The organism is Gammaproteobacteria bacterium, from assembly GCA_035279405.1.
Classification (GTDB): Bacteria; Pseudomonadota; Gammaproteobacteria; order Natronospirales; family REEB76; genus REEB76.
The window spans coordinates 34,448-58,299 of the sequence record DATEHU010000034.1 but is presented as its reverse complement, the minus strand read 5'-3'; the positions used below and the strand labels follow the sequence as shown (position 1 = coordinate 58,299).

Sequence of the window (23,852 nt, the reverse complement as noted above, 5' to 3'; positions counted from 1 at the left end):
CACCGCGCCCATCGAAGTGCTGCTGGAAGTGCATCTCAACCAGCAGCTCTGGCACGAGACCGATCTGTTTCTCGGCTTCGGCACTGCCCCGGACAAAAATCTGTACGCCAAGGGCGCCGACCTGAAGCGCTGGCGGCTACGCCAGCCCGCTGTCCAACCGTATGAGTATCAGAACGAGAAGTATTATCCATTGGATGCGATTCCCGGCCTGACCTATCATCTGGACGCGCTCACCGAGAGCCTGTGGATTACGGCACCACCCGGCGCCTTCACTGGCTCGGTCGTGGACGGTCTGTTCACGAATAATCCTGAGCCGCAGCCCACACCTTTTGGCGGTTTTCTCAACTACGATTTCTTCGGCACGCGCAGCTCCGGCCTGACTTCAATCAACAGTCTGTTGCAAGCCGGCGTATTCAACGACTGGGGCGTGGGCACCTCGAGCTTCATCGGCCAGAACATCAATCACGCCCACAGCCACTGGACGCGGCTCGACACGGTCTGGACGCATGACAATCCCGACAATATGACCACGCTGCAACTCGGCGACAGCATCACCGACGGCGGCATGACCGGCCTCGCAGTGCGCCTGGGCGGGGTGCAGTACGGCACCAATTTCTCCACCCGCCCGTATTTCATCACTTTCCCGCTGCCGGTGATCGGCGGCCAAGCGGCACTGCCCTCAGCCGTGCAGTTGTACGTCAACGGCGTGCTCAAGGAATCCCAGCAGGTGCCGCCAGGTCCGTTCTCGGTGCCGGCGGTACCCGTGGTCACCGGTCCCGGCACCGCCACGCTGGTGGTGCGCGACCTGCTCGGCCGCGAACAGGTGATTTCGGAATCCTTCTATGCCAGCTCGAATCTGCTGAAATCCGGGCTCGACGATTATGCGTTTTCCGCCGGCAAGCTGCGCGAGAACTACGGCCTCGCGAGCAACGGCTACGGACCGTTTGCCGCCACTGGCCTCTTCCGCCACGGCTTCACGGATAACTTCACCGGCGAGCTGCGCGCTGAAAGTTCCGCCGGTCTCCAGGACACAAGCGCCGGCGCCAGCTGGGCGGCGCCAAAAGCGGGCATATTCAATGCCGCTTTGGCCGCAAGCCACAGCGCGCTCGGTCAGGGTGTGCTGGGACTCATCGGCTATCAGTGGCAGGGCGAAACCTTCAACGCCGGCCTCAGCTCACAACTGGCGAGTCCGGGCTTTACCGAGCTGGGCTACAATGGTCTGCCGGCGCCGCGCAAGCAGATCACTGCCAGCATCGGGGCGTTCATGGGCCGGGCGGGTTCCGCGTCACTTGCCTACCTCGATCAAAGTTCACCCTTGTTCGGCCACACGCGACTCCTGACCGCAAGTTACGGCGTCAACGTCGGCAACCGCGGCTTCTTCAGCGCCAGTGCCTATCACACACTCACCACCAGCAGTAACGGCCTGATCCTGATGTTCACGCTGCCCTTCGGCGAGCGCAGCAACGTGAGCTTCGGCGTGCAGCGCCAGAACAACGTGGACCAGGGTTTCGCCCAGGTGCAGGAGAGCCTGCCCGCCGGCACCGGCAGCGGCTACCGCGTCAGCGCACAGCTTGGACCGGACGCGTTCAACCAGGCGGAATTCGATTATCAGAACAACGTCGGCACCTACCGCGTGGGCGCGCTCAACGCCGCCGGCCAAACCAGTTATCAGGCCGAGACCAGAGGCGGACTGGCCTTCATCGGCGACGGCGTGTTCCCTGCACGCCAGATCAACGGTGCGTTTGGCCTGGTGGAAGCGCCCGGCATTCCCGGCGTCACCGTGTACGCCGACAACCAGCCGGTGGGCGTCACCGATAAGAACGGCGACGCTCTGATCCCCAATCTGCGCCCCTACCAGAACAACCCCGTGAGTCTCGACGCCCAGAGTATTCCCTTGAGCGTCCAAATCAACACGCTGCAACAAAACGCAGTGCCGCGCTTCAACAGTGGCGTGGTGGTGAAATTCCCCATCACTTCGACGCGCGGCGCCACGCTCACCATCAAGCTCGCCGACGGCAAACCGCTGCCGGCCGGAGCGACCGTTCAAATCGAAGGCCAGACCCAGTCATTCCCCGTAGGCCTGGACGGCGAGGTGTATCTCACCGGCCTGCAAGTCCATAATGAAATCGAGGCAAACTGGGACCATCAAAGCTGCCGATTGCAGGTCACCATGCCGCAGACCAGCGATCCGTTGCCAGATTTGGGAACTTTCATTTGCAAGTTGACATCACCATGAAAAGCAAACGCCTTTGGATGCAGGTACGTCGGCCCGTCTGCGCAAGACCGGCACGCACCAATCACCTGTGGCTGCCAATTGCCGCGGGCCTCGCTGGCTTGCTGATGGCCGCTGCTGTGCACGCCGCACCGCGCTGCACCATCAGCTCCACCGCGGTGAATTTCGGCAATTACGACCCCTTGAGCGCAACTTCGGTCACCGGCACCGGCACGCTTACCTTCCAGTGCCAGAGCGGAGTCCCCGGAAGCGGCATTACTTATACCATCTCGCTCAGCAGCGGCAGTGGTACGTATGTGCAGCGCACTTTGACCAGCGGGGGGAATGTGCTGAATTACAATCTGTATACCGATTCCACACTCACTACGGTATGGGGAGACGGGAGTTCAGGATCTACCGCGGTCTCGACAACCGTCTCGCGGCCGCGGGCGAGGGCAGGCGTGACGAACACTGTTTACGGTAATATTCCCGCACAACAAGACATGATCCCGGGCAGTTACACCGACACCATCACTGCCACGGTGACGTTCTGACTATGCGCGCCTGCATCGTCCTCGCAGTTTCCCTGCTGGCTTGCGCAGTCGTGCTCAGCGTACCCGCGACATCCCGGGCCGCATCCTGCACGGTCAGGGCCACTCGGGTGAATTTCGGCAACTATAATCCGCTGAACGCCGCACCGTTGAACCGTACCGGCCGCATCACCGTCCGATGCAGCGGCGCGGGAACCGTCACCGTAGCACTCAGCACCGGCCAGAGCGGCTCGTATAACCCGCGTTACATGCTGAGCGGCGCGACCGGTGATCAACTCGATTACAACCTTTACACCAATGCCGCACGCAACATTATCTGGGGCGACGGGACCGGCGGCACCCTGACGTCCAGCCAGCCGTTCAACAACAACCGCGTGCGCCTGAACGTGTACGCGCGGGTTCCCGCCCAGCAGGACATCGCCCCCGGCAATTACATAGACAACATCACCGCCACCATCAGCTTCTGAAACTGAACCGTGGTCTCCCCTGTCGGAAAGTGTGGATTTGTCGGATTCATAAAATCCTCCCGGCCCTCCTTTCTCAAAGGAGGGAGCTTTTGATTCGCGGTTGGCAGCGACGATAAATTGTGGGAGCCGCGGACCCCGCCGCGATGCCAACATAGATCGCGCCTGATAGCCACACCGACTATACTTTTGAACGACAGCCCAGCAAGGATTGAACGCATGACCCGAATTCTGATTGCCGACGACCATACGCTGTTCCGTGCCGGCGTGGTGAAACTGCTGCAGGGTCTGGCGGATGTCGAGGTGGTGGCCGAGGCCACCAGCGGTCGTGAGGCCGTGCAACTCGCGGGCACATTGCATCCGGATATCGTGATCATGGATCTGCAAATGGACGACCTGAACGGTTTGCAGGCCACCACCCAGATTCACGCACAGTCCCCCGACATCCACGTCATCATCCTTTCCATGCACGCCAACGAGGAGTACGTGCACGAAGCGCTGGCGGCCGGAGCCTCCGCTTATGTGCTGAAGCGCGCCACCCCCGATGAGCTCAAACTGGCGATCGCAGCGGTGGCACGCGGCGGCACCTATCTCAGCGCCGCGGTATCCCAGCAGGCCATCGAGGGGCATGCCGGCCAGGCCGCACATCTCACGCCGCGCCAGAAACAGATCCTGCGTCTGATTGCCGAGGGCAAAAACGTCAAGGGCATCGCAGTGGAACTGCAACTGAGCGTCAAAACGGTGGAGAGTCATCGCGCTGAAATCATGCAACGCCTGCGGATTCCGAATGCCGCCGCCCTGATCCGCTACGCGGCGCGGCTCGCACCGCTTTCCAGCAAATGAGCGCGGGCGTGGCCGACGTTTCAGTAATTGATGGTCAGGAACAGCGGCCCGTCGCTTGGCGGTCCGACGTTTGAGAAAGCAGCCGGTGGCACACGTATTGCAAATACTTGTTGGGTACCGCGGCCGACCCCGCTGATTATGGCTGGGTGTGCCTCGGAGCGTGACTCACCGCCGCGGCTCACGCTTACGACATAACCAGTGTCCCGGGTGCATTCCATGGTAAACCGCCCGCCGCCAGCATACTCAGAGGGAAGGGACCATTGACAATGCGGCAATACCCGCACCATGACCACAAACTGCTGACTGCGGGTTGCGGCCAAGCTGGACAGGGAAATCACGGCCAGGCTCGCTCCCAGAGCCAAGCACGCCAGGAAACGTATACTGATTGACATAATTATGTTTATACGGGCGCATGGTTCCGGTTTAAATCAGACAGTCCCCGAAAGGTGTTGGGAAAGCTCCGGGGTAGCAATAAGGAAAATCCCTAGCGGGTGGACGGCAGGCAACCACTCCAGGGACGGACGCCGACCCTTCCGACAATCGTCCCAATCGCCCGTGGCGGAACCAACATGAAAATCCCCCTGCCCCAGAGTTTGCGCGTACGCCTGGTGTTGCTGGTTGCAATCAGCACTCTGCCCGCCATAGCCGTGCTGATTTACACCGCGTTTGAGCGTTATTACACCGCGCGCAGTTACGCCTACGGCATCAGTCAACTGGCCACGAATAATGTTGTTGACCGTTACCGGAATCTGGCCGCGCGCAGTCAGGACGTACTCACGCTCATGGCACAACTGCCCGCCGTAAACGCACCGCCGAAGGCGTGCAGCCACGCGCTGGCGGCGTTACGCGCCCGCATGCCCTTGTACACCAATCTGGCCGTGATGTCCTTGAACGGCGAATTCCGCTGCAGCGCGGTGCCCTTCGCGCACGCCCTCAACGTCAGCAACCGGGCCTGGTTCCAGGAAGTGCAGCGCACGCGTCGCTTTACCAGCGATGAGATTCCCCGAGGGTTCATCACCCGGCACAGCCTGCTGGTGTTTTCCGCTCCGTTTTTTGATGCAGCCGGCAAGTTGATCGGTACCTTGAGCGCGGCGGTTTCGCCCGAGGTGCTGGCCCCGCCGGACAAGGAGATCCTGCTGGCGCATTACGGCGCGCTCGCTGTGCTCAGCCAGGATGGCACTCTGTTGATGCACTATCCCGAGGACCGCACTCTGACTGGCAGCGACCAGTCCCGGAGCGCATTGTTCCAGGCACTGCGTGCCGTATCGGGTACGGTGCAGCGCTCCCTGCCGGGAATCGACGGCAAGCCGCGCGTCTTTTCGCTGCGGCGCATCCCGACTGACATACCCGAACACGCCCTGCTCGTAGCGAGCGGAATAGACGTGAGCGTATTGCGGACCACAACTTTTGTACCCTTGGCCTGGGACCTGGCCATCGTGGTAGCGGTGGCATTGTGCATCATGCTGACGACATGGTGGGCCGCGTCCACGTTAGTCACGCACCGGTTGCGGCACCTGTTGCAAACCCTGCAACGCATTGGCCGTGGCCAATGGGAAGCGCGCGCCCAGTTGACGGACACCGACGGCGAATTCGGATTGCTGGCCGCGGGCTTGAACCGCATGGCGGCCAGCCTCGAGGCCCAGGCGCAGGCGCGCCGCAACATCGAGCAAGCACGCGCCGCCGGCGAGCAGCGTTATGCGCAACTCATCGAACAGGCGGTGGAAGCCATCTGCCTGCGGCGCGCATCGGGTGAATTCACCTTGGTGAACGCGGCGTTCTGCACGATGCTGGGTTACAGCCGCGAGGAACTGCTGCACATGCGCATCACCGACGTGATCGAACCGTCCGAACAGCGCGGTGACCGGCTCAAATCCGGTGAATCCGCGTATTTTGAGTCCTGGATGTTCCACAAAGACGGCCACAAAGTTTACGTGGAGGTGAGCACGCTGCGCCTGCCCAACGGCGATATTCAATCCGTGCAGCGCGACATCGGCGAGCGCCTGGCGGTACAGCACCAGCTCGAGGAAAGTGAGCGTCAACACCGCGAACTGGTGGAGCAGGCCATGATCGGGATCCTGGTGCGCCGGCCTACGGGTGAAATCCTGTTTGCCAACCGTGCGCTGTGCCAGATGACCGGCTATCGCCGTGACCAACTGCTCGGCATGCCCATCAGCCAGTTGGTGTCGCTGGATGAAGTGCAAGCGATGCAGCGCGTAAGTCAGGTGGCCGGTGATGATACCGTGCATCTGCAATCGCGCCTGCGCCACCAGGACGGCCACACCATCCACACGGAATTGAGCGCCACGCGCCTTGAGGATGGCAACATCCAGATATTCATCAACGACATCAGCGCACGCCTCGAGGCGGAAAGCCGTCTGCTGGCAGAACGTGAATTCGTGCTGCACGCGCTGGACGTGCTGCCCGGGGTGTTTTACGTGTTCGACGCCAAGGGCAAATTCCTGCGCTGGAACCGGCAAACCGAAGAAATCACCGGCTACAGCATGCAGGAAATGCGCGAAATTACCACGGCCGACATCGTGCCCCCGGACCGGCGTGCGCGGCATACGGAATTGATGCAGGAAATCCTGCACGGCACCAGCTTGAGCGGTGAGACTGAACTTTATACCAAGGATGGGCGTCGCATTCCCTATTATTACGCGGCACAGCACTTCCTGTGGCGCGGGCAACCCTGCGTGGTCGGCATGGGCGTGGACATCAGCGCGCAAAAGCAAGCCGAAGAAAAGTTGCACCAAGAGCAGTTGTTGCTCACCCACGCCATCAACAGCCTGCCCGGTCTGTTCACGCTATGCACCGACCAGGGCAAATTCCTGATGTGGAACCAGCGCCTCGAGCAGGTTACGGGCTACAGCGCTGAGCAGCTTGGCAAGCTAAATCCGCTCGACCTGATCGTTCCAGAACAGCGCCAGCTCATGGCCGACAGCGTTGCTCAAGTGTTCGCGCGCGGCCACGCCGACATCGAGGCGGATTTGCTGTGCCGTGACGGGCAGCGGATTCCGCATTACTTCACCGGACGGCGCCTAACCCTGAACGGCCGTACCTGCCTCGCGGGTGTGGCCCTGGACATCACCGCGCGGCGTGAAGCCGAACAGCGCGTGCAAGCCTATTTGCTGGAGCTGCAGCGGCTGTCGCCTCGCATCCTGCAGGCCCAGGAGGAAGAACGGCGGCGGCTGGCGGGCGAGTTGCACGACGAAATGGGCCAGAATCTGCTGACCGTGCTGTTGCAACTCAAGGAACTGGAGACCCGGGCACCGCACGCGCAGCAGCCCGCGATCCGGAAAATCAGCGCGCTGACCACCGAGCTTTCCGAGCAGGTGCGCAGCCTGTCGCTGGATCTGCGGCCCGCGATGCTCGACGACCTGGGCCTCGCAGCCACACTGCGCTGGTTTGTGCGCGAACGCGTGGCCGCATCCGGACTCAAGGTGAGCTTGGAGATGGATCCGGGTCTGCCGCGTTTGCCGGCGATCACTGAGATCACCTGTTTTCGTGTGCTGCAGTCCGCGCTTACCAATGTGGCCAAGCACGCCCAAGCCCGGCATGTGGAGATGCATGTGCGCGTTCAGGATGGCGCGCTGCACTTCAGTGTGCAGGACGACGGCTGCGGCTTTGACGTGGACGCTGCGCGCCGGCGCGCAGCTGCGGGCCGGAGCTTCGGGCTGCTGGGCATGCAGGAACGCGTGCGCTTCGCCGGTGGAAAATTCGAGCTGCACTCCGTTCCGGGCCAGGGCACCAAGCTCGAAGTCAGTCTGCCGTTGGCCAGCGAACTTGTGAAGCCCCCCGATGTCGGCACCGCGGATGGGAACGCTGATGCACCCCGCCCGCGCACCGACCAAACCTGATCCAAACCCAGCGCACACACCGCGCACGCCGCCCGATCAGCACCCGGTCGAACGGTGTGCCTCCACAGCTTCCAGTTCTGACCGGGCGCAGCTGCGCTACGCCGCGCGCATCACGATTGGCTGAGAATTTTGCCGCGGTTCCGGGAATTGTTGCGGCAGCAGCATACGCTGCACGACGTGCTTCCGCATTGATTGCTTAACTGCGCTTGAGTTTGCGCGCCAGCGTGTTGCGGCCCATTCCCAGGCGGCGCGCCGCCTGCTGGCGCCGTCCGCCGGTGTGTTCGAGTGCCGTTTCGATCAGGATACGGCTGAGTTCGGCGCGCGCACGTTCCGCGATGGCGGTGGTCCCGGACAGCAATTCGCGCTGCACCCAGGCATGCAACTGCTGCGGCCATTGATCCGCGGCCGGCGCGTCGTCAAGGCGTGCGACGGCAAGCGCGTCTAGATCACTCTGGTGAATGATGCGCCCCGCGGTCATCAACATCAGACGCCGACAGGCATTCGCAAGCTCGCGTACATTGCCCGGCCAAGCGCGCTGTTGCAGCGCACGCATGGCTTCGGCGGTGAAGCGCTTGGGTGCGGTGCCCAGTTCGCGGGATGCGCTGTTCACAAAATGCTGAAGCAGCAACGGAATGTCTTCGAAGCGTTCGCGCAACGCGGGCATGTGGATGCGCATCACATTCAAACGGTGAAACAGGTCTTCGCGAAACCGCCCCTGGCGTATCAGTGCATCCAGATCCTGGTGGGTGGCGGCCAGCACCCGCACGTCGGCGCGCAGAGCCTCGTGGCCACCGACACGATAAAACTCGCCCTCGGCCAGCACGCGCAGCAAGCGGGTTTGCAGTGCGCTGGGCATGTCGCCGATTTCGTCCAGAAACAGCGTGCCGCCATGCGCCTGCTCGAAGCGTCCCGCATGGCGCGCGCTGGCGCCGGTGAACGCACCACGCTCGTGGCCGAACAATTCCGATTCCAGAAGCTCCGCGGGAATCGCCGCAGTGTTCAGCGCCACGAACGGCTGGCGCGCGCGCGGGCTGTGGCGGTGCAACGCGCGCGCGGCGAGTTCCTTGCCGGTGCCGGATTCGCCGCTGATGAGTACCGTAAAATGGGTGCCGGCGAGCCGTGCGATGCTGCGATACACAATCTGCATGGCCGGCGAGTCGCCGATCAGGACATGATCACCGTCAGGCTCCGCGGTGGCCGGTGCGTTTTGCGGGCCAGACTGCTGCAGGGCGCGAGCTACGACGCTCAGCAATTCGTCCAAGTCGAAAGGTTTGGGCAGATACTCAAAGGCGCCGCCCTGATAGGCCGCGACCGCACTTTGCAGATCGCTGTGTGCAGTCACTATCACCACCGGCAACTGCGGGTGCGCTTGGTGCAGTTGCGCGAGCAGATCCAAACCGTCACTTCCGGGCAGGCGGATATCGGTAATCAGCAACGCTGGCAGCTGGCGTGCCAGCGCCTTGTGCAGTTCGGTGACGTCGGCGAACTCACGCGTGGCGTGACCGGCATCGCGCAAGGCCTCCCCCGTAAGCCGGCGTAACGCGGGATCATCATCCAGCAACCAGATTTCAGGCAGATGTGCGCTCATGTCCGGTTTGCAGCGGCAACAGCACTGAGAACACCGTGCAGCCAGGCTGGCTGTGAAATTCGATGAGCCCGCCCTGGCGGCTCACCAGTTCTTGGGCAATGCTCAGCCCCAGACCCGAACCCGACGGCTTGCTGCTGGTCAGCGGCGTGAAGAGTTTCGGCCGCATGTCTGCCGGAATGCCGGGACCGTCATCTTCGATGTCGGCGCAGACCACCAGCCGCTGGCGCACGCCGTTGAGCGTGAACTGCCGCATTGCCCGGGTGCGGAAAATTACGCGACCACGAACCCCGGCCGCCTCGCTGGCGTTTTTGGCAAGATTGAGCAAGGCCTGCACCATCTGGTCGCGGTCCAGCCACAGCTCCGGCAGGCTGGGATCGTAGTCGCGCAGGATTTTCGGGCCAGCGGCTGCCGCCGTGAGGCGAGCCACGTGCTCCATGAGTTCGTGCAGGTTAATTTCCCTGGGCCTCGCAGGCCGGGCGGGACCCAGCAGGCTGTCCACCAGCGCGGCCAAACGATCCACTTCGCTGATGATGATTTGCGTGTACTCGACCAGATTCGATTGCGTGAATTTGCGTTCAAGGAGTTGCGCGGCGGCGCGGATCCCGCCGAGCGGGTTCTTCACTTCGTGCGCCAGACTGCGCGCCAGCGCGCGATTCACGCCGCTTTGCTGGCTCAGGCCCGCTTCGTGGCTGATGCGCAGGTGCCGGTCCAGTGGCACCAGTTCCACGAGCAGATCCTGGGTTGCATCGCGCTCTGCCAGCGCGGAGACCGTGCAATCCACGGTCAGGGTATGACGTGCGTTCGCCGCACCCACGGTCAAAACCAGTTCGCGCCGGGTGATGGTTTCGCGGGTTTGCCGCGCCCGTTGCAGAGTTGCCAGGAATTCGACATTGCCAGGTAAAGTTTCAGTAAGCCCCCGAGACTTGCCTGCCCGGCCATCCAGGTCCAGGAGAGATTCCGCCGCCGGATTCACGTAAAGAGGACGTAAGGATGGATCCAACCACATAAGGCCGGTGGTCATGGTCTCCAGTAATACGGACAACGCTGCGGATGGACTTCCCATCTGCACCATTGTAGTGCAGGCGCACCCTACCTGGGCGGCTTTGGAGCGAGAATTGACTTTTGACGCACGTAAAACGTGATTGACCCGGTTTTCATGCTCGCACCGTTGACAGCATGCAGCTCGGCGAAAGCCGTATGCTCGCCGCGATCCACGTCCTTAAATGTCACGGAGGTCGCGTCGGTTGGTCCAATCGTCTTGCCGTCCATGTAATACGTGAGGGTGTCCCCAGGGCGCAACTGCGGCACCAAGTTTACGGCTACCGTTACCTCGTGCACGTACCACAACGTGGCTTGGTTTGCCGGCGACGCCAGAGCGAACTGGCTGTAGTCGGCCGTGGGCACTGCGGCGGGTGGCGGCTCGGGAGCCCGGGCTTTCGCCGTCATCGGAGGCGCAAAGGTCTGGGTTTGCGGTAGCGTCACCTTGATGGCGCCGGGGTACGGATGATCGCTGTAATGCACATTTCCCTGCGTATCCACCCAGCGATACACGGTGTCGGACTGCCCGACCGCAGCCCCCATGGCAAGCGCGACGACGATCGCAAGTACCAATTTCCACATGATGGCAGCCTATTTCAGATGGCTCACAGGGCGCAAGTGCGCTTGCTTAAAGAAAGCGCTGCTTCACCTCCAAGGGTTGACTAAAGCCTGATTCTGACCTCTAGTCATCAGGCTTATTCAGCGTCTCTTCCACTCGTCAAGTTGCATTATTGGACTGGACGGTCTAGTCTAAACGCTTGGAATCGTCAAATGCCGCCCCAATAAAGACGTGGCGGCGCAATGTGTCGAGTTCTAAATCGGGTTATGCCTGATCCCAAAAGCGCACTACCCCAGTGCGCTGACCGGCCCCGTCCCTCCCTTTCGGGGCCGGCCCGGGCGTCTCCCCAAGCGCCCGGTAGCTTGCCGGCGTACCGATTCCCATTCCCGGTACGCCGGCTTTTTTTATGCCGGCAGCGTTGGTCCTGCAAGTCCCCCTTCGGGACTAAAGGCTGTAATACATGTCGAACTCGACCGGATGGGTTGTCATGCGCAAACGCGTCACGTCCTGCACCTTGAGCGCAAGGTAAGCGTCGATCACGTCGTCGGTAAACACGCCGCCGCGTTTCAGGAACTCACGATCTCTGTCCAGGTGTTCGAGCGCCATCTCCAGCGAGAAACACACCTGCGGGATGTTCTTTTCCTCTTCGGGCGGCAGGTTGTACAGGTCCTTGTCCATAGCTTCGCCCGGATGGATCTTGTTCTGAATGCCGTCGAGTCCGGCCAGCATCATGGCGCTGAACGCGAAGTAGGGATTGGCGGACGAATCGGGGAAGCGTACCTCGATGCGCCGCGCCTTGGGGCTCGACACGTAGGGAATGCGTATCGAGGCGGATCGGTTGCGGGCGGAATACGCCAGCATCACCGGCGCCTCGAAGTGCGGCACCAGGCGCTTGTAACTGTTGGTGCTGGCGTTGGTAAGTGCGTTCAACGCGCGCGCGTGTTTGATGAGCCCCCCGATGTAGTAAAGCGCGAGCTCGGACAAGCCCCCGTAGAGGTTGCCGCTGAACAGGTTTTTGCCATCCTTCGCCAGGGACTGGTGCACGTGCATGCCGCTGCCGTTGTCGCCGACCAGTGGCTTTGGCATGAAGGTGGCGCTCTTGCCGTAGGCCTGCGCCACGTTCATTACCACGTACTTGAGAATCTGCACCGCGTCGGCCTTCTGCACCAAGTGGCCGAAACCCACGCCGATCTCGCACTGGCCGGCCGTGGCCACCTCGTGGTGGTGCACCTCCGTCGTCAAGCCCATTTCCTCCAGCGAGAGGCACATGGCCGAGCGGATGTCCTGCAACGCATCCACCGGCGGCACCGGAAAATAGCCGCCTTTGATACCCGGGCGGTGACCGAAGTTGCCGTCTTCGTAGGCGGTGGCTGAATTCCAGTGAGCCTCCCGCGAATCAATCTTGTAGAACGCGCCGCTGATGTCAGCGCCCCAGCGCACAGTGTCGAAAATGAAGAACTCGTTTTCCGGACCGAAGTAGGCGGTGTCGGCAATGCCGGTGGACTTCAGATAGGCCTCGGCGCGCTTGGCGAGCGAGCGCGGATCGCGGCCGTAACCCTGCATGGTGGTGGGCTCGATCACGTCGCAGCGCAGGTTGAGAGTGGTCTCCTCGAAAAACGGGTCAATGACTGCGGATTCCGCCTCCGGCATCAGAATCATGTCCGACTCGTTAATGCCCTTCCAGCCGGCAATGGAAGAGCCGTCGAACATCTTGCCATCCTCAAACAATTCTTCGCTTAACGTGTGGGCTGGCACGCTTACATGCTGTTCCTTGCCGCGCGTATCGGTGAAGCGGAAATCCACAAACTTCACGTTTTCCTGCACAAGCAGATCGAGTACGTCTTTGGGGGTCTTGGCAGTCATGGCAGTCTCCGGTGTGAAGCTGGATAAATTACCCTAGTGAGACAGCAAGCTGCGTGCCAACCAGAAGAGCCGGTTTCTACACGCCTGCAGACTAAACGACTGACTTTAGTTGCACCATGGATGTGCAGCTCGCACTAGATAGGTGCATTACCCATGCTACGTGTTTGAAACTGACGTAACTGCTTGAAGCCGCTATACTTGCCGCCTTTGCGGACCGCCGCCCTGAACCATCCGATGGCCGCCAAGAGCCTCCTGAGCTTCCAAGACTTGATTCTCGCGCTGCAGCGATACTGGGCCGGGCAGGGTTGTGTACTGCTTCAGCCCCTGGACATGCCGGTGGGGGCGGGGACCTTCCATCCAGCCACATTCCTGCGGGCTATCGGTCCCGAGCCTTGGTCAGCCGCGTATGTGCAACCTTGTCGCCGGCCCACCGACGGTCGCTACGGCGAAAATCCCAACCGTCTGCAGCACTACTACCAGTTTCAGGTCGTAATCAAACCTTCACCGCAAGACTTTCAGGATCTTTACCTGAGCTCGCTACGCGCGCTCGGTCTTGATCCACTGGTGCACGACATCCGCTTCGTCGAGGACGACTGGGAATCTCCGACGCTCGGCGCCTGGGGCCTTGGCTGGGAAGTATGGTTGAACGGCATGGAGATCTCACAATTTACCTACTTCCAGCAGGTGGGCGGCCTCGAATGCCGGCCGGTCACTGGCGAGATTACCTACGGTCTGGAACGTATCGCCATGTATCTGCAGAAAACGGAAAGCGTCTTCGATCTGCTCTGGACCGATGACCCTCTCGGGCGCGTCACTTATGGCAATGTGTTCCATCAGAACGAGGTTGAACAATCCAAGTACAACTTCGAGCAAGCGGATACTCAAGCGCTATTCGGCTGGTTCGATACCTGCGAGCGTGAGTGCCAGCGACTGCTGGAAAAAAATCTGCCACTGCCGGCGTATGAACAGGTACTGCAGGCCTCGCATACCTTCAATGTCCTGGATGCGCGTCGCGCGATTTCCGTCACCGAACGCCAGCGCTACATCCTGCGGGTACGCGCGCTGGCACGCAGCGTGGCTGAAAATTATCACCACAGCCGCGAAGCGCTCGGCTTCCCCCTGCTCAAACGCGTCGCCAAACAAAAACAGCGCACTCATGGCTGAATCCCTGGCATTTCTTGTGGAGCTCGGTACCGAAGAGCTGCCGCCCAAAAATCTGCCGGGCTTGGCAGCTGCTTTCCACAACAGCGTTCTCGAACAGCTCAAAATCAATCGGCTGTGCCCAGAAAACTGCAGCGCGGGAGAAACCTATTTTTCACCCCGGCGGCTTGCGATTTACCTGCCCAGGATCCTTATCAAACAAAGTGACCGTACCGAGGAGCGCCTGGGACCGGTACTGACCGCGGCCTTTGATGGCGACGGCCGGCCTACCAAAGCGGCCGAAGGCTTCGCCAGATCCTGTGGGGTGACTGTCGGTCAGTTGGAGCACAGACAGACCGTTAAAGGTGAGCGCCTGGCCTACAGGCTTAAGCTCGAGAGTCAAACCGCGGCTGCGTTGCTGCCGCAAATCGTGTCCGGGGCGTTGGCGAAACTGCCCATCCCCAAACGCATGCGCTGGGGTGCAGGCGAAGCCGAGTTCGTGCGGCCCGTGCATTGGGTGGTCATGCTGCTCGGCGCGCGCACGCTCAAGGCGGAAATACTTGCGGTCCAGACCGGCAACAAGACTTACGGCCATCGCTACCACCATCCTTCCGCAATCGCACTCAAAAATCCGCAGGAATACCGCAAAGTTCTGGCCACTACCGGCAAGGTGCTGGTGGAGGACCGCGCCGGCACGCTGGCGAAAAAAATCGGTGTGCTGGTCACGCGCGCGGCGAAACACGCGGGCGGTCGCGCACAATTGGATGCAGCACTGTTGCAGGAAGTCGCGGCGCTCGTCGAGTGGCCGGTCCCGATTACCGGGCGATTTGACGTCAGGTTCTTGGCGCTGCCCGACGAGGTGATTGTCGCGGTGCTTAAAACCCAGCAACGTTATTTCCCGTTACGCAACACCAACGACCAGTTGCTGCCCCGATTCGTCGCCATCAGCAACATTCAGAGCCGGCAACCAGCGGAAGTCCGGCGCGGTAATGAGCGCGTGATCGCACCCCGGCTTACGGACGCCATGTTCTTCTGGGACAGTGACCGCAGGACAAAGCTGGAATCGCGCATCGCGGAATTGGAGCGCGTGGTATTTCAGAAGGAATTGGGATCCTACGGCGACAAGTCGCGGCGCGTGGCGCAGCTTGCCGCGCAGATCGCCAGACAAATCGGTGGCGATCCGCAGCATGCGGATCGGTGCGCGCGGCTCAGCAAATGCGATCTCGTCACCGGTATGGTGGGCGAATTCCCAGAATTGCAGGGCGTCATGGGCGCTTACTACGCGCGCCATGACGGCGAGCCGGAGGAGGTGGCACAAGCCATCGCCGAACACTATCGGCCGCGCTATGCCGGCGACGCATTGCCCGTAACCCAAACCGGCCAGGCACTGGCCATTGCCGACAAACTCGACACCCTTGCCGGCATATTCGCCACTGGCCAAAGACCCACGGGCGACAAAGACCCCTACGGCCTGCGGCGCGCGGGATTGGGTTTGATGCGCATCATCGTGGAGCGCGAACTTGATCTGGATTTGGCGGAATACCTACGCGCCGCGGTTAAGCTGCAACCCCTGCAGCTTCGAGACTCACAGGCCATGATCAGGGAGATATACGATTTCCTTATGGATCGACTGCGCGCCTGTTTCCTGGAAACCGGCATCCGCACCGACGTTTACGATGCGGTGCGCGCCTGCAACCCGGGAAAGCCGCTCGAATTTCAGCAGCGCATAACAGCATTGAACGCATTCCTAACCCTGCCTCAAGCGGCGAGCTTGGCGGCCGCCAACAAACGCATCGGCAATATTCTGCGGCAGGCGGGCCCTGCGGAGTCCCGAACCGTGCAGGATGGACTGCTGCGCGAGCCTGCGGAACTCACGCTGCACGCAAGACTGACAAAGCTGGGCGAGGATGCGCGCGTCCTTGCGCAACAGGGGGATTATGGCGGTGCCCTGAAAAAGCTCGCGGCTCTGCGCGAGCCGGTAGACGGCTTTTTTGACCGCGTGCTGGTCATGGATCCGGATGCGGCGCTGCGCAATAACCGGCTCGCACTGTTGCAGCACATTCGTGACGCGTTTCTCCGCATCGCCGACATCGGCCTGTTGCAAGTGGAATGAAACTGGTCATCCTGGATCGTGACGGCGTCATCAATTACGACTCGGACGCCTACATCAAATCGCCGGCGGAGTGGGTACCGATACCCGGCAGTCTGGAAGCCATTGCGCGCTTGCACCGCGCCGGGTTTACCGTGACCGTCGCCACCAATCAGGCGGGCGTGGCACGCGGCCTGTTTGATCCCGCCGCGCTGGACGCCATTCACCACCGGATGCAGACTGCCGTCGCGCAAGCCGGCGGCAAACTCACCGGAATTTTCTACTGCCCGCACGGTCCCGAGGAGGGCTGTAACTGCCGCAAACCGCAACCGGGCCTGCTCAAGCAGATTTCCGAACAGCTGCACGTCGATTTGCACCGCGTACCGGTAATCGGCGACGCGCTGCGCGACATTGAAGCGGCGCAACGTGTAGGCGCGCGTCCCATGCTGGTACTCACCGGCAGCGGCGCAAAAACCCTGCGCGACCTGCACGCTGCCCAGCATGTGGAAATATTCGCCGACCTCGCGGCCGCCGCAGATCAGCTCGTGCGTGAAGCCCAAACATGATCTGGCTGCGCTCGTTGATCTACAACCTGTTCATGGTCAGTACGGCCGTGTTGTTCAGCACGCTCATAGCTCTCGCCGCCCCTTTGCCGTTCGGCAAACGCTTCGGCCATCGCATCGCGCGTCAATGGGTGGTGTGGCAATTTTTCGTCCTGAAGCATGTCTGTCGCCTCACCTACCAGGCGCAGGGTCTGGAAAACATCCCCAGGGAAAATGCCATCACCTACTGGAAACACCAGTCCACCTGGGAAACCATGGCGCAGATGGTGATTTTCCCAGCGCAGAGCTGGGTGCTCAAACGCGAATTGCTGTGGCTGCCCATTATCGGTCAGGCGATCTACGCGCTCGAACCAATCGCCATCAATCGGAAGGCAGGTCATTCGGCGGTGAAACAGGTGGTGGATATGGGTCAGGCGCGACTCAAAACCGGTTTATGGGTGGCAATTTTCCCCGAGGGTACCCGCATGCCGCCGGGTACCACGCGTCGCTATGGCCTGTCGGGCGCCTTGCTCGCAGCCAAGACCGGCCGGCCCATCGTGCCGGTCGCACACAACGCCGGCGATTTCTGGAAACGCAATGCCTTCCGCAAATATCCCGGCATTGTGCAACTGCGCATTGGCAAGCCCGTGTACGCACGCGATCGCCCGCCGGACGAAGTGAATACGGAGATTCAAAACTGGATTGAAGCGCAGATGCGGGAAATCAGCCCCGGTTACCGCGGTTTGGTGCTGAAAAAGAAGGGCTCAGGCGCTTAGTTGCATTTACACATCCAGGTTCGCAACTTCAAGGGCATTTTTCTCGATGAATTCGCGCCGCGGCTCGACGGCGTCACCCATGAGTGTGGTGAACACATCGTCCGCACTGCGCGCGTCCTCAATCTTGACCTTGAGCAGGCGGCGTGTGGCCGTGTCCATGGTGGTTTCCCAGAGCTGCTCGGGGTTCATTTCACCGAGGCCTTTGTAGCGCTGGATTGCCTGGCCACGCTTGGCCTCGTCTATCAACCAGGTCATGGCCTGTTTGAAGCTCGTGACATCCTGGCGGCGCTCTCCGCGCGTCACGTATGCGCCGTCGCCGATCAGGCCGTCCAATTGTTGCGCCAGCGCCGCGAGGCTCTTGTATTCACCCGAAGCAAAGAACTCACGTTGCACGAGCTTATCCACGGACATGCCATGATAGCTGCGGGTGAATTTCAGGCTCGGGACTTCACGGCTCGGATCCTGATGCAGCACTACGCGGTAGTGCGTGCCGCTGCCGTCGTCGGCATTGAGGCGCTGTTCAAGCGTCTTCGCCCAGTGGCCCAGCCAGGCGGCATCGCTGAATTTCTCCGGTGACACCACCGGCACGTACAACAGTTTTTCCAGCACGCGCTCGTCGTAGCGCCGCGCCCAGCGCCGAATCATGGCCAGTACTTCCATGTATCTGGATGCCAACACATCCAGGGCTGTGGCACTCATCGCTGGCGCCGTTGCCTTCACGTGCAATTGTGCGCCGTCGATTGCCGCACGCAGGAGTAAGGCATTCAATTCGGCGTCGTCTTTCACATACTGTTCGCTCTTGCCGCGCTTCACCTTGTAAAGCGGGGGCTGCGCGATATACACGTGACCGCGTGCTATAAGCTCCGGCATCTGGCGATAGAAAAAGGTGAGCAGCAGGGTACGGATGTGCGAACCGTCCACATCGGCATCGGTCATGATGATGATGCGGTGATAGCGCAACTTCTCGACGTTGAATTCTTCTTTGCCGATGCCGGTGCCAAGAGCGGTAATCAGCGTTCCCACCTCCGCCGAGGACAACATCTTGTCGAAACGCGCTTTTTCCACGTTGAGGATCTTGCCTTTAAGCGGCAGGATGGCCTGATAGCGGCGGTCGCGCCCCTGCTTGGCTGAGCCGCCGGCCGAATCGCCCTCCACCAGGAACAGCTCCGATAGGGCCGGATCACGTTCCTGGCAATCGGCAAGCTTGCCGGGCAGGCCGGCGACATCCAGTGCACCCTTGCGGCGCGTCATTTCGCGCGCCTTGCGTGCGGCTTCGCGCGCACGCGCCGCATCCACGACCTTGCCGACAATAATCCTGGCTTCGGCGGGTTTTTCCAGCAGGAACTCCTGGAACTTTTCTGCCATCAGCGATTCCACCACCGCCTTGACTTCCGAAGACACCAGCTTGTCCTTGGTCTGCGAGGAAAACTTTGGATCCGGCAGTTTCACCGAGACGATCGCAGTGAGTCCCTCGCGTGCATCGTCGCCGATAAGCCCCAGCTTTTCCTTGCGTAGCAAACCCTCGGCATCGATATAGTTGTTGATGGTGCGCGTGAGCGCGGCACGAAAACCAGCGAGGTGCGTTCCGCCGTCACGCTGCGGAATGTTGTTGGTGAAGCAGTACACCGTCTCTTGGTAGGAATCGTTCCACTGCAGCGCGATTTCGACCGTGATCCGATCGCGCTCGGCCACGAAGTGAAATTCGCCCGCATGGATCGCGGTCTTGTTGCGATTGAGATGCTGCACAAATGCACGAATCCCGCCTTGATACTGGAAAATTTCGTGCTTGTCTGTGCGTTGATCGTTGAGCAGGATGCGCACCCCGGAATTCAGGAACGACAGCTCCTGCAGACGTCGCGCCAGCGTTTCATAGTTGAACTGGATGTGCGTAAAGACCTGGGCGCTGGGTTTAAAGCGGATTTCGGTGCCCGTGCCTTGGGCGTCAGCGATGATTCGCAGCGCATACGCAGGATCACCGTTGCGGTATTCCTGCTCATACAACTTTCCATCGCGTTTGACCAACAGGCGCAGGTGTTCGGACAAGGCGTTGACCACAGATACGCCCACGCCGTGCAGTCCGCCGGCGACCTTGTAAGAGTTGTCGTCGAATTTCCCGCCTGCGTGCAGAACCGTCATGATGACTTCGGCCGCGGAACGGTGCTCTTCTTTGTGCAAATCCACGGGGATGCCGCGACCGTTGTCCACGACGGTGACGGACTCATCCTCATGAATAGTTACTGAAACTTCAGTGCAATAGCCTGCCAATGCTTCATCGATGGAGTTATCCACAACCTCGAACACCATGTGGTGGAGGCCGGTCCCATCGTCGGTGTCCCCAATGTACATGCCGGGCCGCTTTCGAACAGCATCAAGGCCACGTAAGACCTTGATATTATTAGAATCATAGCGCTTAGTATTGGACATAACATTTGGCATAGGGGGGACAGTAATTATACCATCCTGTAGCAATCACCCTGTTTCACGTGAAACATAGCGTCAGCGGTCTCATGCAGGGCAGGCAATGATTCTATGGCGGTCATAATCACTTGGGCCCCCACTTCACTGATCCTCAACAGCACCCTTCTCAAGTGCTCCGCGTCAAGCTCAGCTGCCAGATCATCCACCAAAAGCGTGCACGACAGACCGCTCTCGCTTTGATAGAAGTCCGCTTGGGCAAGCAGGAAAGCGGCCGCCAAGACCTTCCCCTGGCCTCGTGAGACCGATTCTTGAGCCAGCCTGCCGTTTATACGAATGGCAAAGTCAGCACGGTGTGGCCCCATATGCGTGACCCCAAACATGCGGTCCCTCTTTGCGCACATTCGCAGGCATTCTGCCAACGGCACGTCTACAGGCCACCCACGCCGGTAGTCGATGGATACCGAAACGCCATCTAACGCTTGCTCTGCAGACTTTATCGCGCGGGGGCAGATATCCAGAAGATACCGCCCCCGGATCTCGCTTAGCTGCTCACCATGTTTTGCCAATTCCACATCCCAAACGGCAACTTCGTTTTCTGACCGGTTTGCTTTTAACAAAATGTTCCGTTGTTTGAGAGCACGGTGATAGCTTTGCCATGTTTGGTAAAAGCGCTGTTCCACGTGAAACGTACCCCAGTCCAAGAACTGTCTACGGTACTTAGGCCCGCCATTGATCAGCTGATTTGCCTGATCATCAAGGAGCTGGACGGGAAAAACGGCAGCCAGCTGACTTAAGACGGTAACGGCTTTGCCTGCGACTTTCGCCTCCAGGAAGTCGTGCTGTCTGGCTAAACCGATTTCTATTGGGAAGGGTCGGCTCATGACTCGCGCTGACAAAGCAAATCCGGCGCTGCCATGCTGCACGGCGGCATTGAGATATGCAGTCCGGAAGGATCGCCCTCTGCTCAAGAGATAGAGCGCCTCCAGAATACTGGTTTTACCGGAGGCGTTTTTACCCAGGATTACATTGAGGCGAGGTGAGAGATCTAGGTCAGCACTGGCGAAGCAACGGAACCGCCGTATTGATAGGCTTTGCAGGCCCATAATGACCTTGAGTCATAACCGCATTGGCATGACTACATAACGACAGAGTTCATTTTCTGGCGTACTGATGAGACAACTGTTATTGGCATCGGAGAGAGTAATCTGCACACGTTCCTGATCCAGTGCGGACAGAGCTTCCAGGAGATAGGTTACATTGAACCCAATCTCCAGATCGGCGCCTTGATACTGGATTTCAATCTCGTCTTCAGCCTCTTCCTGCTCCGGGTTATGCGCCAGAATTTTGAGGTTCTTGGCCGCCAGCTGAAGACGGACACCCCGGTATTTCTCGTTCGAGAGGATCGAGGCGCGGTGCAACGCCTCATAGAGCTCAGCGCGACTTGCGGTCAGGATCTTGTCGCCACCTTTCGGTACTACACGTTCATACTCCGGGAAACGACCGTCGATCAGCTTCGAAGTGAGGCGAATTCCACTTAATGCGACTCTAATGTGATTAGAACCGAGATCTACCGAGATCTCCTCATCACGTTCACTCATCAGCCTCTGGAGCTCAAGTACGCTTTTCCGCGGAATGATGACCTGCTGCTTGCCGCTACCACCAAAGGGCTCGTTCAGGTCACACAGAGCAAGCCTGTGCCCATCAGTTGCGACTGCCCGTAACTGCTGCTCCCCAACCTCCAGGAGCAGGCCATTCAGGTAATAGCGCACGTCTTGCTGAGCCATTGAAAACGCTGTCCGCATCAGCAGATCCCGCAACTTTGCTTGCGCAACACGAAAGCTGCGCTGGGGCTTGATGTCCTCCACGAGAGGAAAATCCGCAGCCGGTAATGTGGCCAGACTAAAACGGCTGTGACCCGAGCGTAATGTTAACTTCCCTTTATCCAGTGCAATCGAGACCTTCACGCCTTCCGGCAGTGCCCTGCAAATATCCAGCAACTTGCGGGCAGGCACAGTAACTTCACCCTTTTCCTTGATATCAACATCCGTGGAAGCAATGAGTTCAACCTCCGTATCGCTTGCCGTGACAGCCAGACCCGAATCGCCCGCTGACAGTAAAAGGTTGGCTAAAATCGGCATCGTTTGACGCCTTTCCACAACCCCTGCAACCGCTTGCACCGGAGATAGAAGCGTTTCCCGAAGGGTTTCGAACTTCATTTATTCACCAATCAAGTTATAAAGAATCATGTAATGCTTAGAATATTAGTTAATTTAATTTAGCTTGCGCAAAACTGTGAATATTAAATATTTCTATTTAGTTTCAATGGCTTATATAGTTGTAGATCTGTTACCTGTGGGATCGAATTGCTCTGGGTAATGTGTTTACGGGATGAGAGTAGATTTCGAAAGCAAAATACTCAACAGGTTATCCACACCCCATCAAGCCGTCAGGGTTCTAATCAAGGTCTGGTAGTCTTCATTAATGCGGGCATCGGACTGTCGGAGCTCCTGCACTTTCCGACAGGCGTGCAGGACGGTGGTGTGATCACGTCCTCCAAAGGCATCGCCAATCTCCGGCAGGCTGTGGGTGGTAAGTTCTTTCGCCAAGCACATGGCGACTTGGCGTGGTCTAGCAATCGAACGGTTGCGCCGTTTGGAGAGCATGTCTCCCACCCTTACGTGGAAATAATCAGCTACGGTTTTCTGGATGTTATCCAGGGTTACCAGCCTTTCCTGGCGGGCCAGAATGTCTTTGAGCCATTCCTGAGCACTCTCCAGGGTAATTGCCTGGCCGGTGAACTGCGCGTTGGCCGCAACCCTGCGTAATGCTCCTTCCAGCTCACGAATGTTGGAACTGACGCGCTGCGCAATGAAGAATGCCACTTCACTGGGCACCACAACGTTTTCATGCACAGCCTTCTGCATCAGGATGGCTACCCTGGTTTCGAGCTCGGGTGGCTCTATGGGCACGGTCAGACCCCAGCCAAAGCGGGATTTGAGACGTTCCTCTAGGCCCTCGACTTCCTTGGGATATCGATCACAGGTCAGAATCACCTGCTGTTGCCCCTCGAGTAAGGCATTGAAAGTATGGAAGAATTCTTCCTGGGAACGCTCTTTGCCGACGAAAAACTGGATATCGTCTATGAGCAGGGCGTCCAGCGTGCGGTATTGGCGTTTGAATTCGTTGATGGTGTTGTGTTGGAGTGCACGCACCATGTCATTTACGAATCGCTCGGAGTGCACATAGGCAATGCGCGCCTGCGGCCGGCGCCTTTGGATTAACTGGCCCACGCTCTGCATGAGGTGGGTTTTACCCAGACCTACGCCGCCGTAGATAAACAGGGGGTTATAGGCGCGGCCGGGATTTTCGGCAACCTGCCGTGCGGCCGCCAGCGCAAATTGGTTGGATTTGCCCTCGACAAAGCTTTCAAACGTGTATGCGGGATTCAGACCACTGCCGGGGGTGGCAATCAGGCTCGCGCCGCCCGTGGCCACCGCGGTCTCCATGGGCTGGGTTTCTCGTGCCGCACCCACTTCGAGCAGTACTTGGCGGCTGCGGTCTTCGGCCAGTTCCTTGGCAAGCCTGGAGATGCGTGGCAGGAACCGATCCCGCACCCAGTCCATGACAAATCGGTTAGGCGCCAGCAGGCGCAGCGTCTCGGCATCTTCTTGAACATGTAACGGCCGGATCCAGGTGTTGAGCTCTTGTTCAGAAAGCTCGTGCTCCAAATGATCCATACACCGCGTCCATAGCGATGCCATGCCCAAACCCCCGGTAGTTGAAAGTGACGCGTTTTAATTCAGCAGCGCGCGAGTACTGCTGTCAGAGGCGGGGGAGTCTATACCGGTTGCCAATGGTTATCCACAGACGCGACCCGCGGGCACGCACAGCCGTGATGTTGACAGCAAGCCT

The 23,852-nt window shown here is 59.8% G+C and carries 17 protein-coding genes; 9 read left to right on the top strand and 8 right to left on the bottom strand.

Features of this window, described 5'->3' with window-relative positions:
- Positions 1 to 16 precede the first annotated feature (16 nt).
- The 5 genes from VJR90_08110 (at position 17) to VJR90_08090 (ending at position 7,927) form a co-directional block, all read left to right on the top strand.
- Positions 17 to 2,236: a fimbria/pilus outer membrane usher protein gene (locus tag VJR90_08110; protein ID HKV97433.1), complete on the top strand. Its 2,220-nt coding sequence runs from the start codon at positions 17 to 19 to the stop codon at positions 2,234 to 2,236.
- Entirely contained in the window at positions 2,233 to 2,766 is a 534-nt protein-coding gene (locus VJR90_08105) for a spore coat U domain-containing protein (protein HKV97432.1), read from the top strand. Before VJR90_08110 ends, VJR90_08105 begins: the two co-directional genes overlap by 4 nt.
- Positions 2,767 to 2,768: 2 nt before the next feature.
- Complete coding sequence (locus tag VJR90_08100) at positions 2,769 to 3,230, top strand: spore coat U domain-containing protein (protein HKV97431.1); 462 nt, start codon at positions 2,769 to 2,771, stop codon at positions 3,228 to 3,230.
- A gap of 216 nt (positions 3,231 to 3,446) precedes the next feature.
- The gene (locus VJR90_08095) at positions 3,447 to 4,070 is read left to right on the top strand and encodes a response regulator transcription factor (protein ID HKV97430.1); all 624 of its coding nucleotides are present in this window, start codon (positions 3,447 to 3,449) and stop codon (positions 4,068 to 4,070) included.
- A gap of 569 nt (positions 4,071 to 4,639) precedes the next feature.
- Positions 4,640 to 7,927, top strand: a complete 3,288-nt coding sequence (locus tag VJR90_08090) for a PAS domain S-box protein (protein HKV97429.1) — start codon at positions 4,640 to 4,642, stop codon at positions 7,925 to 7,927.
- Positions 7,928 to 8,123: 196 nt separating this feature from the next.
- Here VJR90_08090 and ntrC read toward each other — a convergent pair whose 3' ends face one another.
- The 4 genes from ntrC to glnA form a co-directional block, all read right to left on the bottom strand.
- Complete coding sequence (ntrC, locus tag VJR90_08085; protein HKV97428.1) at positions 8,124 to 9,515, bottom strand: nitrogen regulation protein NR(I); 1,392 nt, start codon at positions 9,513 to 9,515, stop codon at positions 8,124 to 8,126.
- Positions 9,496 to 10,578 carry a nitrogen regulation protein NR(II) gene (glnL, locus tag VJR90_08080; protein HKV97427.1) on the bottom strand — a complete coding sequence of 361 codons (1,083 nt, stop codon included), beginning with the start codon at positions 10,576 to 10,578 and terminating at the stop codon, positions 9,496 to 9,498. Before glnL ends, ntrC begins: the two co-directional genes overlap by 20 nt.
- Before the next feature lie 26 nt (positions 10,579 to 10,604).
- Entirely contained in the window at positions 10,605 to 11,135 is a 531-nt protein-coding gene (locus tag VJR90_08075) for a DUF4124 domain-containing protein (GenBank protein ID HKV97426.1), read from the bottom strand.
- A 421-nt stretch (positions 11,136 to 11,556) separates the two neighbouring features.
- Positions 11,557 to 12,975, bottom strand: coding sequence for a glutamate--ammonia ligase (glnA, locus tag VJR90_08070; GenBank protein ID HKV97425.1), 1,419 nt, complete (start codon positions 12,973 to 12,975; stop codon positions 11,557 to 11,559).
- Positions 12,976 to 13,209: 234 nt separating this feature from the next.
- Here glnA and glyQ point away from each other — a divergent pair, with 234 nt between their 5' ends.
- Genes glyQ through VJR90_08050 form a run of 4 tightly spaced genes read left to right on the top strand, consistent with a single transcriptional unit; the run spans position 13,210 to position 17,522 of the window.
- The gene (glyQ, locus tag VJR90_08065) at positions 13,210 to 14,139 is read left to right on the top strand and encodes a glycine--tRNA ligase subunit alpha (protein ID HKV97424.1); all 930 of its coding nucleotides are present in this window, start codon (positions 13,210 to 13,212) and stop codon (positions 14,137 to 14,139) included.
- Positions 14,132 to 16,228 (top strand): glycine--tRNA ligase subunit beta, encoded by a 2,097-nt coding sequence (gene glyS / locus VJR90_08060; GenBank protein HKV97423.1) that lies wholly within the window; start codon positions 14,132 to 14,134, stop codon positions 16,226 to 16,228. The genes glyQ and glyS overlap by 8 nt, the downstream gene beginning before the upstream one ends.
- Positions 16,225 to 16,770: a D-glycero-beta-D-manno-heptose 1,7-bisphosphate 7-phosphatase gene (gene gmhB / locus VJR90_08055; protein HKV97422.1), complete on the top strand. Its 546-nt coding sequence runs from the start codon at positions 16,225 to 16,227 to the stop codon at positions 16,768 to 16,770. The genes glyS and gmhB overlap by 4 nt, the downstream gene beginning before the upstream one ends.
- Positions 16,767 to 17,522, top strand: coding sequence for a lysophospholipid acyltransferase family protein (locus tag VJR90_08050; protein HKV97421.1), 756 nt, complete (start codon positions 16,767 to 16,769; stop codon positions 17,520 to 17,522). Before gmhB ends, VJR90_08050 begins: the two co-directional genes overlap by 4 nt.
- Before the next feature lie 6 nt (positions 17,523 to 17,528).
- Here the strand turns inward: VJR90_08050 and gyrB are convergent, their stop codons facing one another.
- From gyrB to dnaA, 4 genes are all read right to left on the bottom strand, one after another.
- A complete protein-coding gene (gene gyrB / locus VJR90_08045; protein ID HKV97420.1) occupies positions 17,529 to 19,946 on the bottom strand; it encodes a DNA topoisomerase (ATP-hydrolyzing) subunit B in 2,418 nt (805 codons plus the stop codon).
- A 26-nt stretch (positions 19,947 to 19,972) separates the two neighbouring features.
- On the bottom strand, positions 19,973 to 21,043 hold the full coding sequence (recF, locus tag VJR90_08040; GenBank protein HKV97419.1) for a DNA replication/repair protein RecF: 1,071 nt from the start codon (positions 21,041 to 21,043) through the stop codon (positions 19,973 to 19,975).
- Between the two features lie 12 nt (positions 21,044 to 21,055).
- Complete coding sequence (gene dnaN / locus VJR90_08035; protein ID HKV97418.1) at positions 21,056 to 22,156, bottom strand: DNA polymerase III subunit beta; 1,101 nt, start codon at positions 22,154 to 22,156, stop codon at positions 21,056 to 21,058.
- A gap of 222 nt (positions 22,157 to 22,378) precedes the next feature.
- Entirely contained in the window at positions 22,379 to 23,701 is a 1,323-nt protein-coding gene (dnaA, locus tag VJR90_08030; GenBank protein HKV97417.1) for a chromosomal replication initiator protein DnaA, read from the bottom strand.
- Positions 23,702 to 23,852 lie beyond the last annotated feature (151 nt).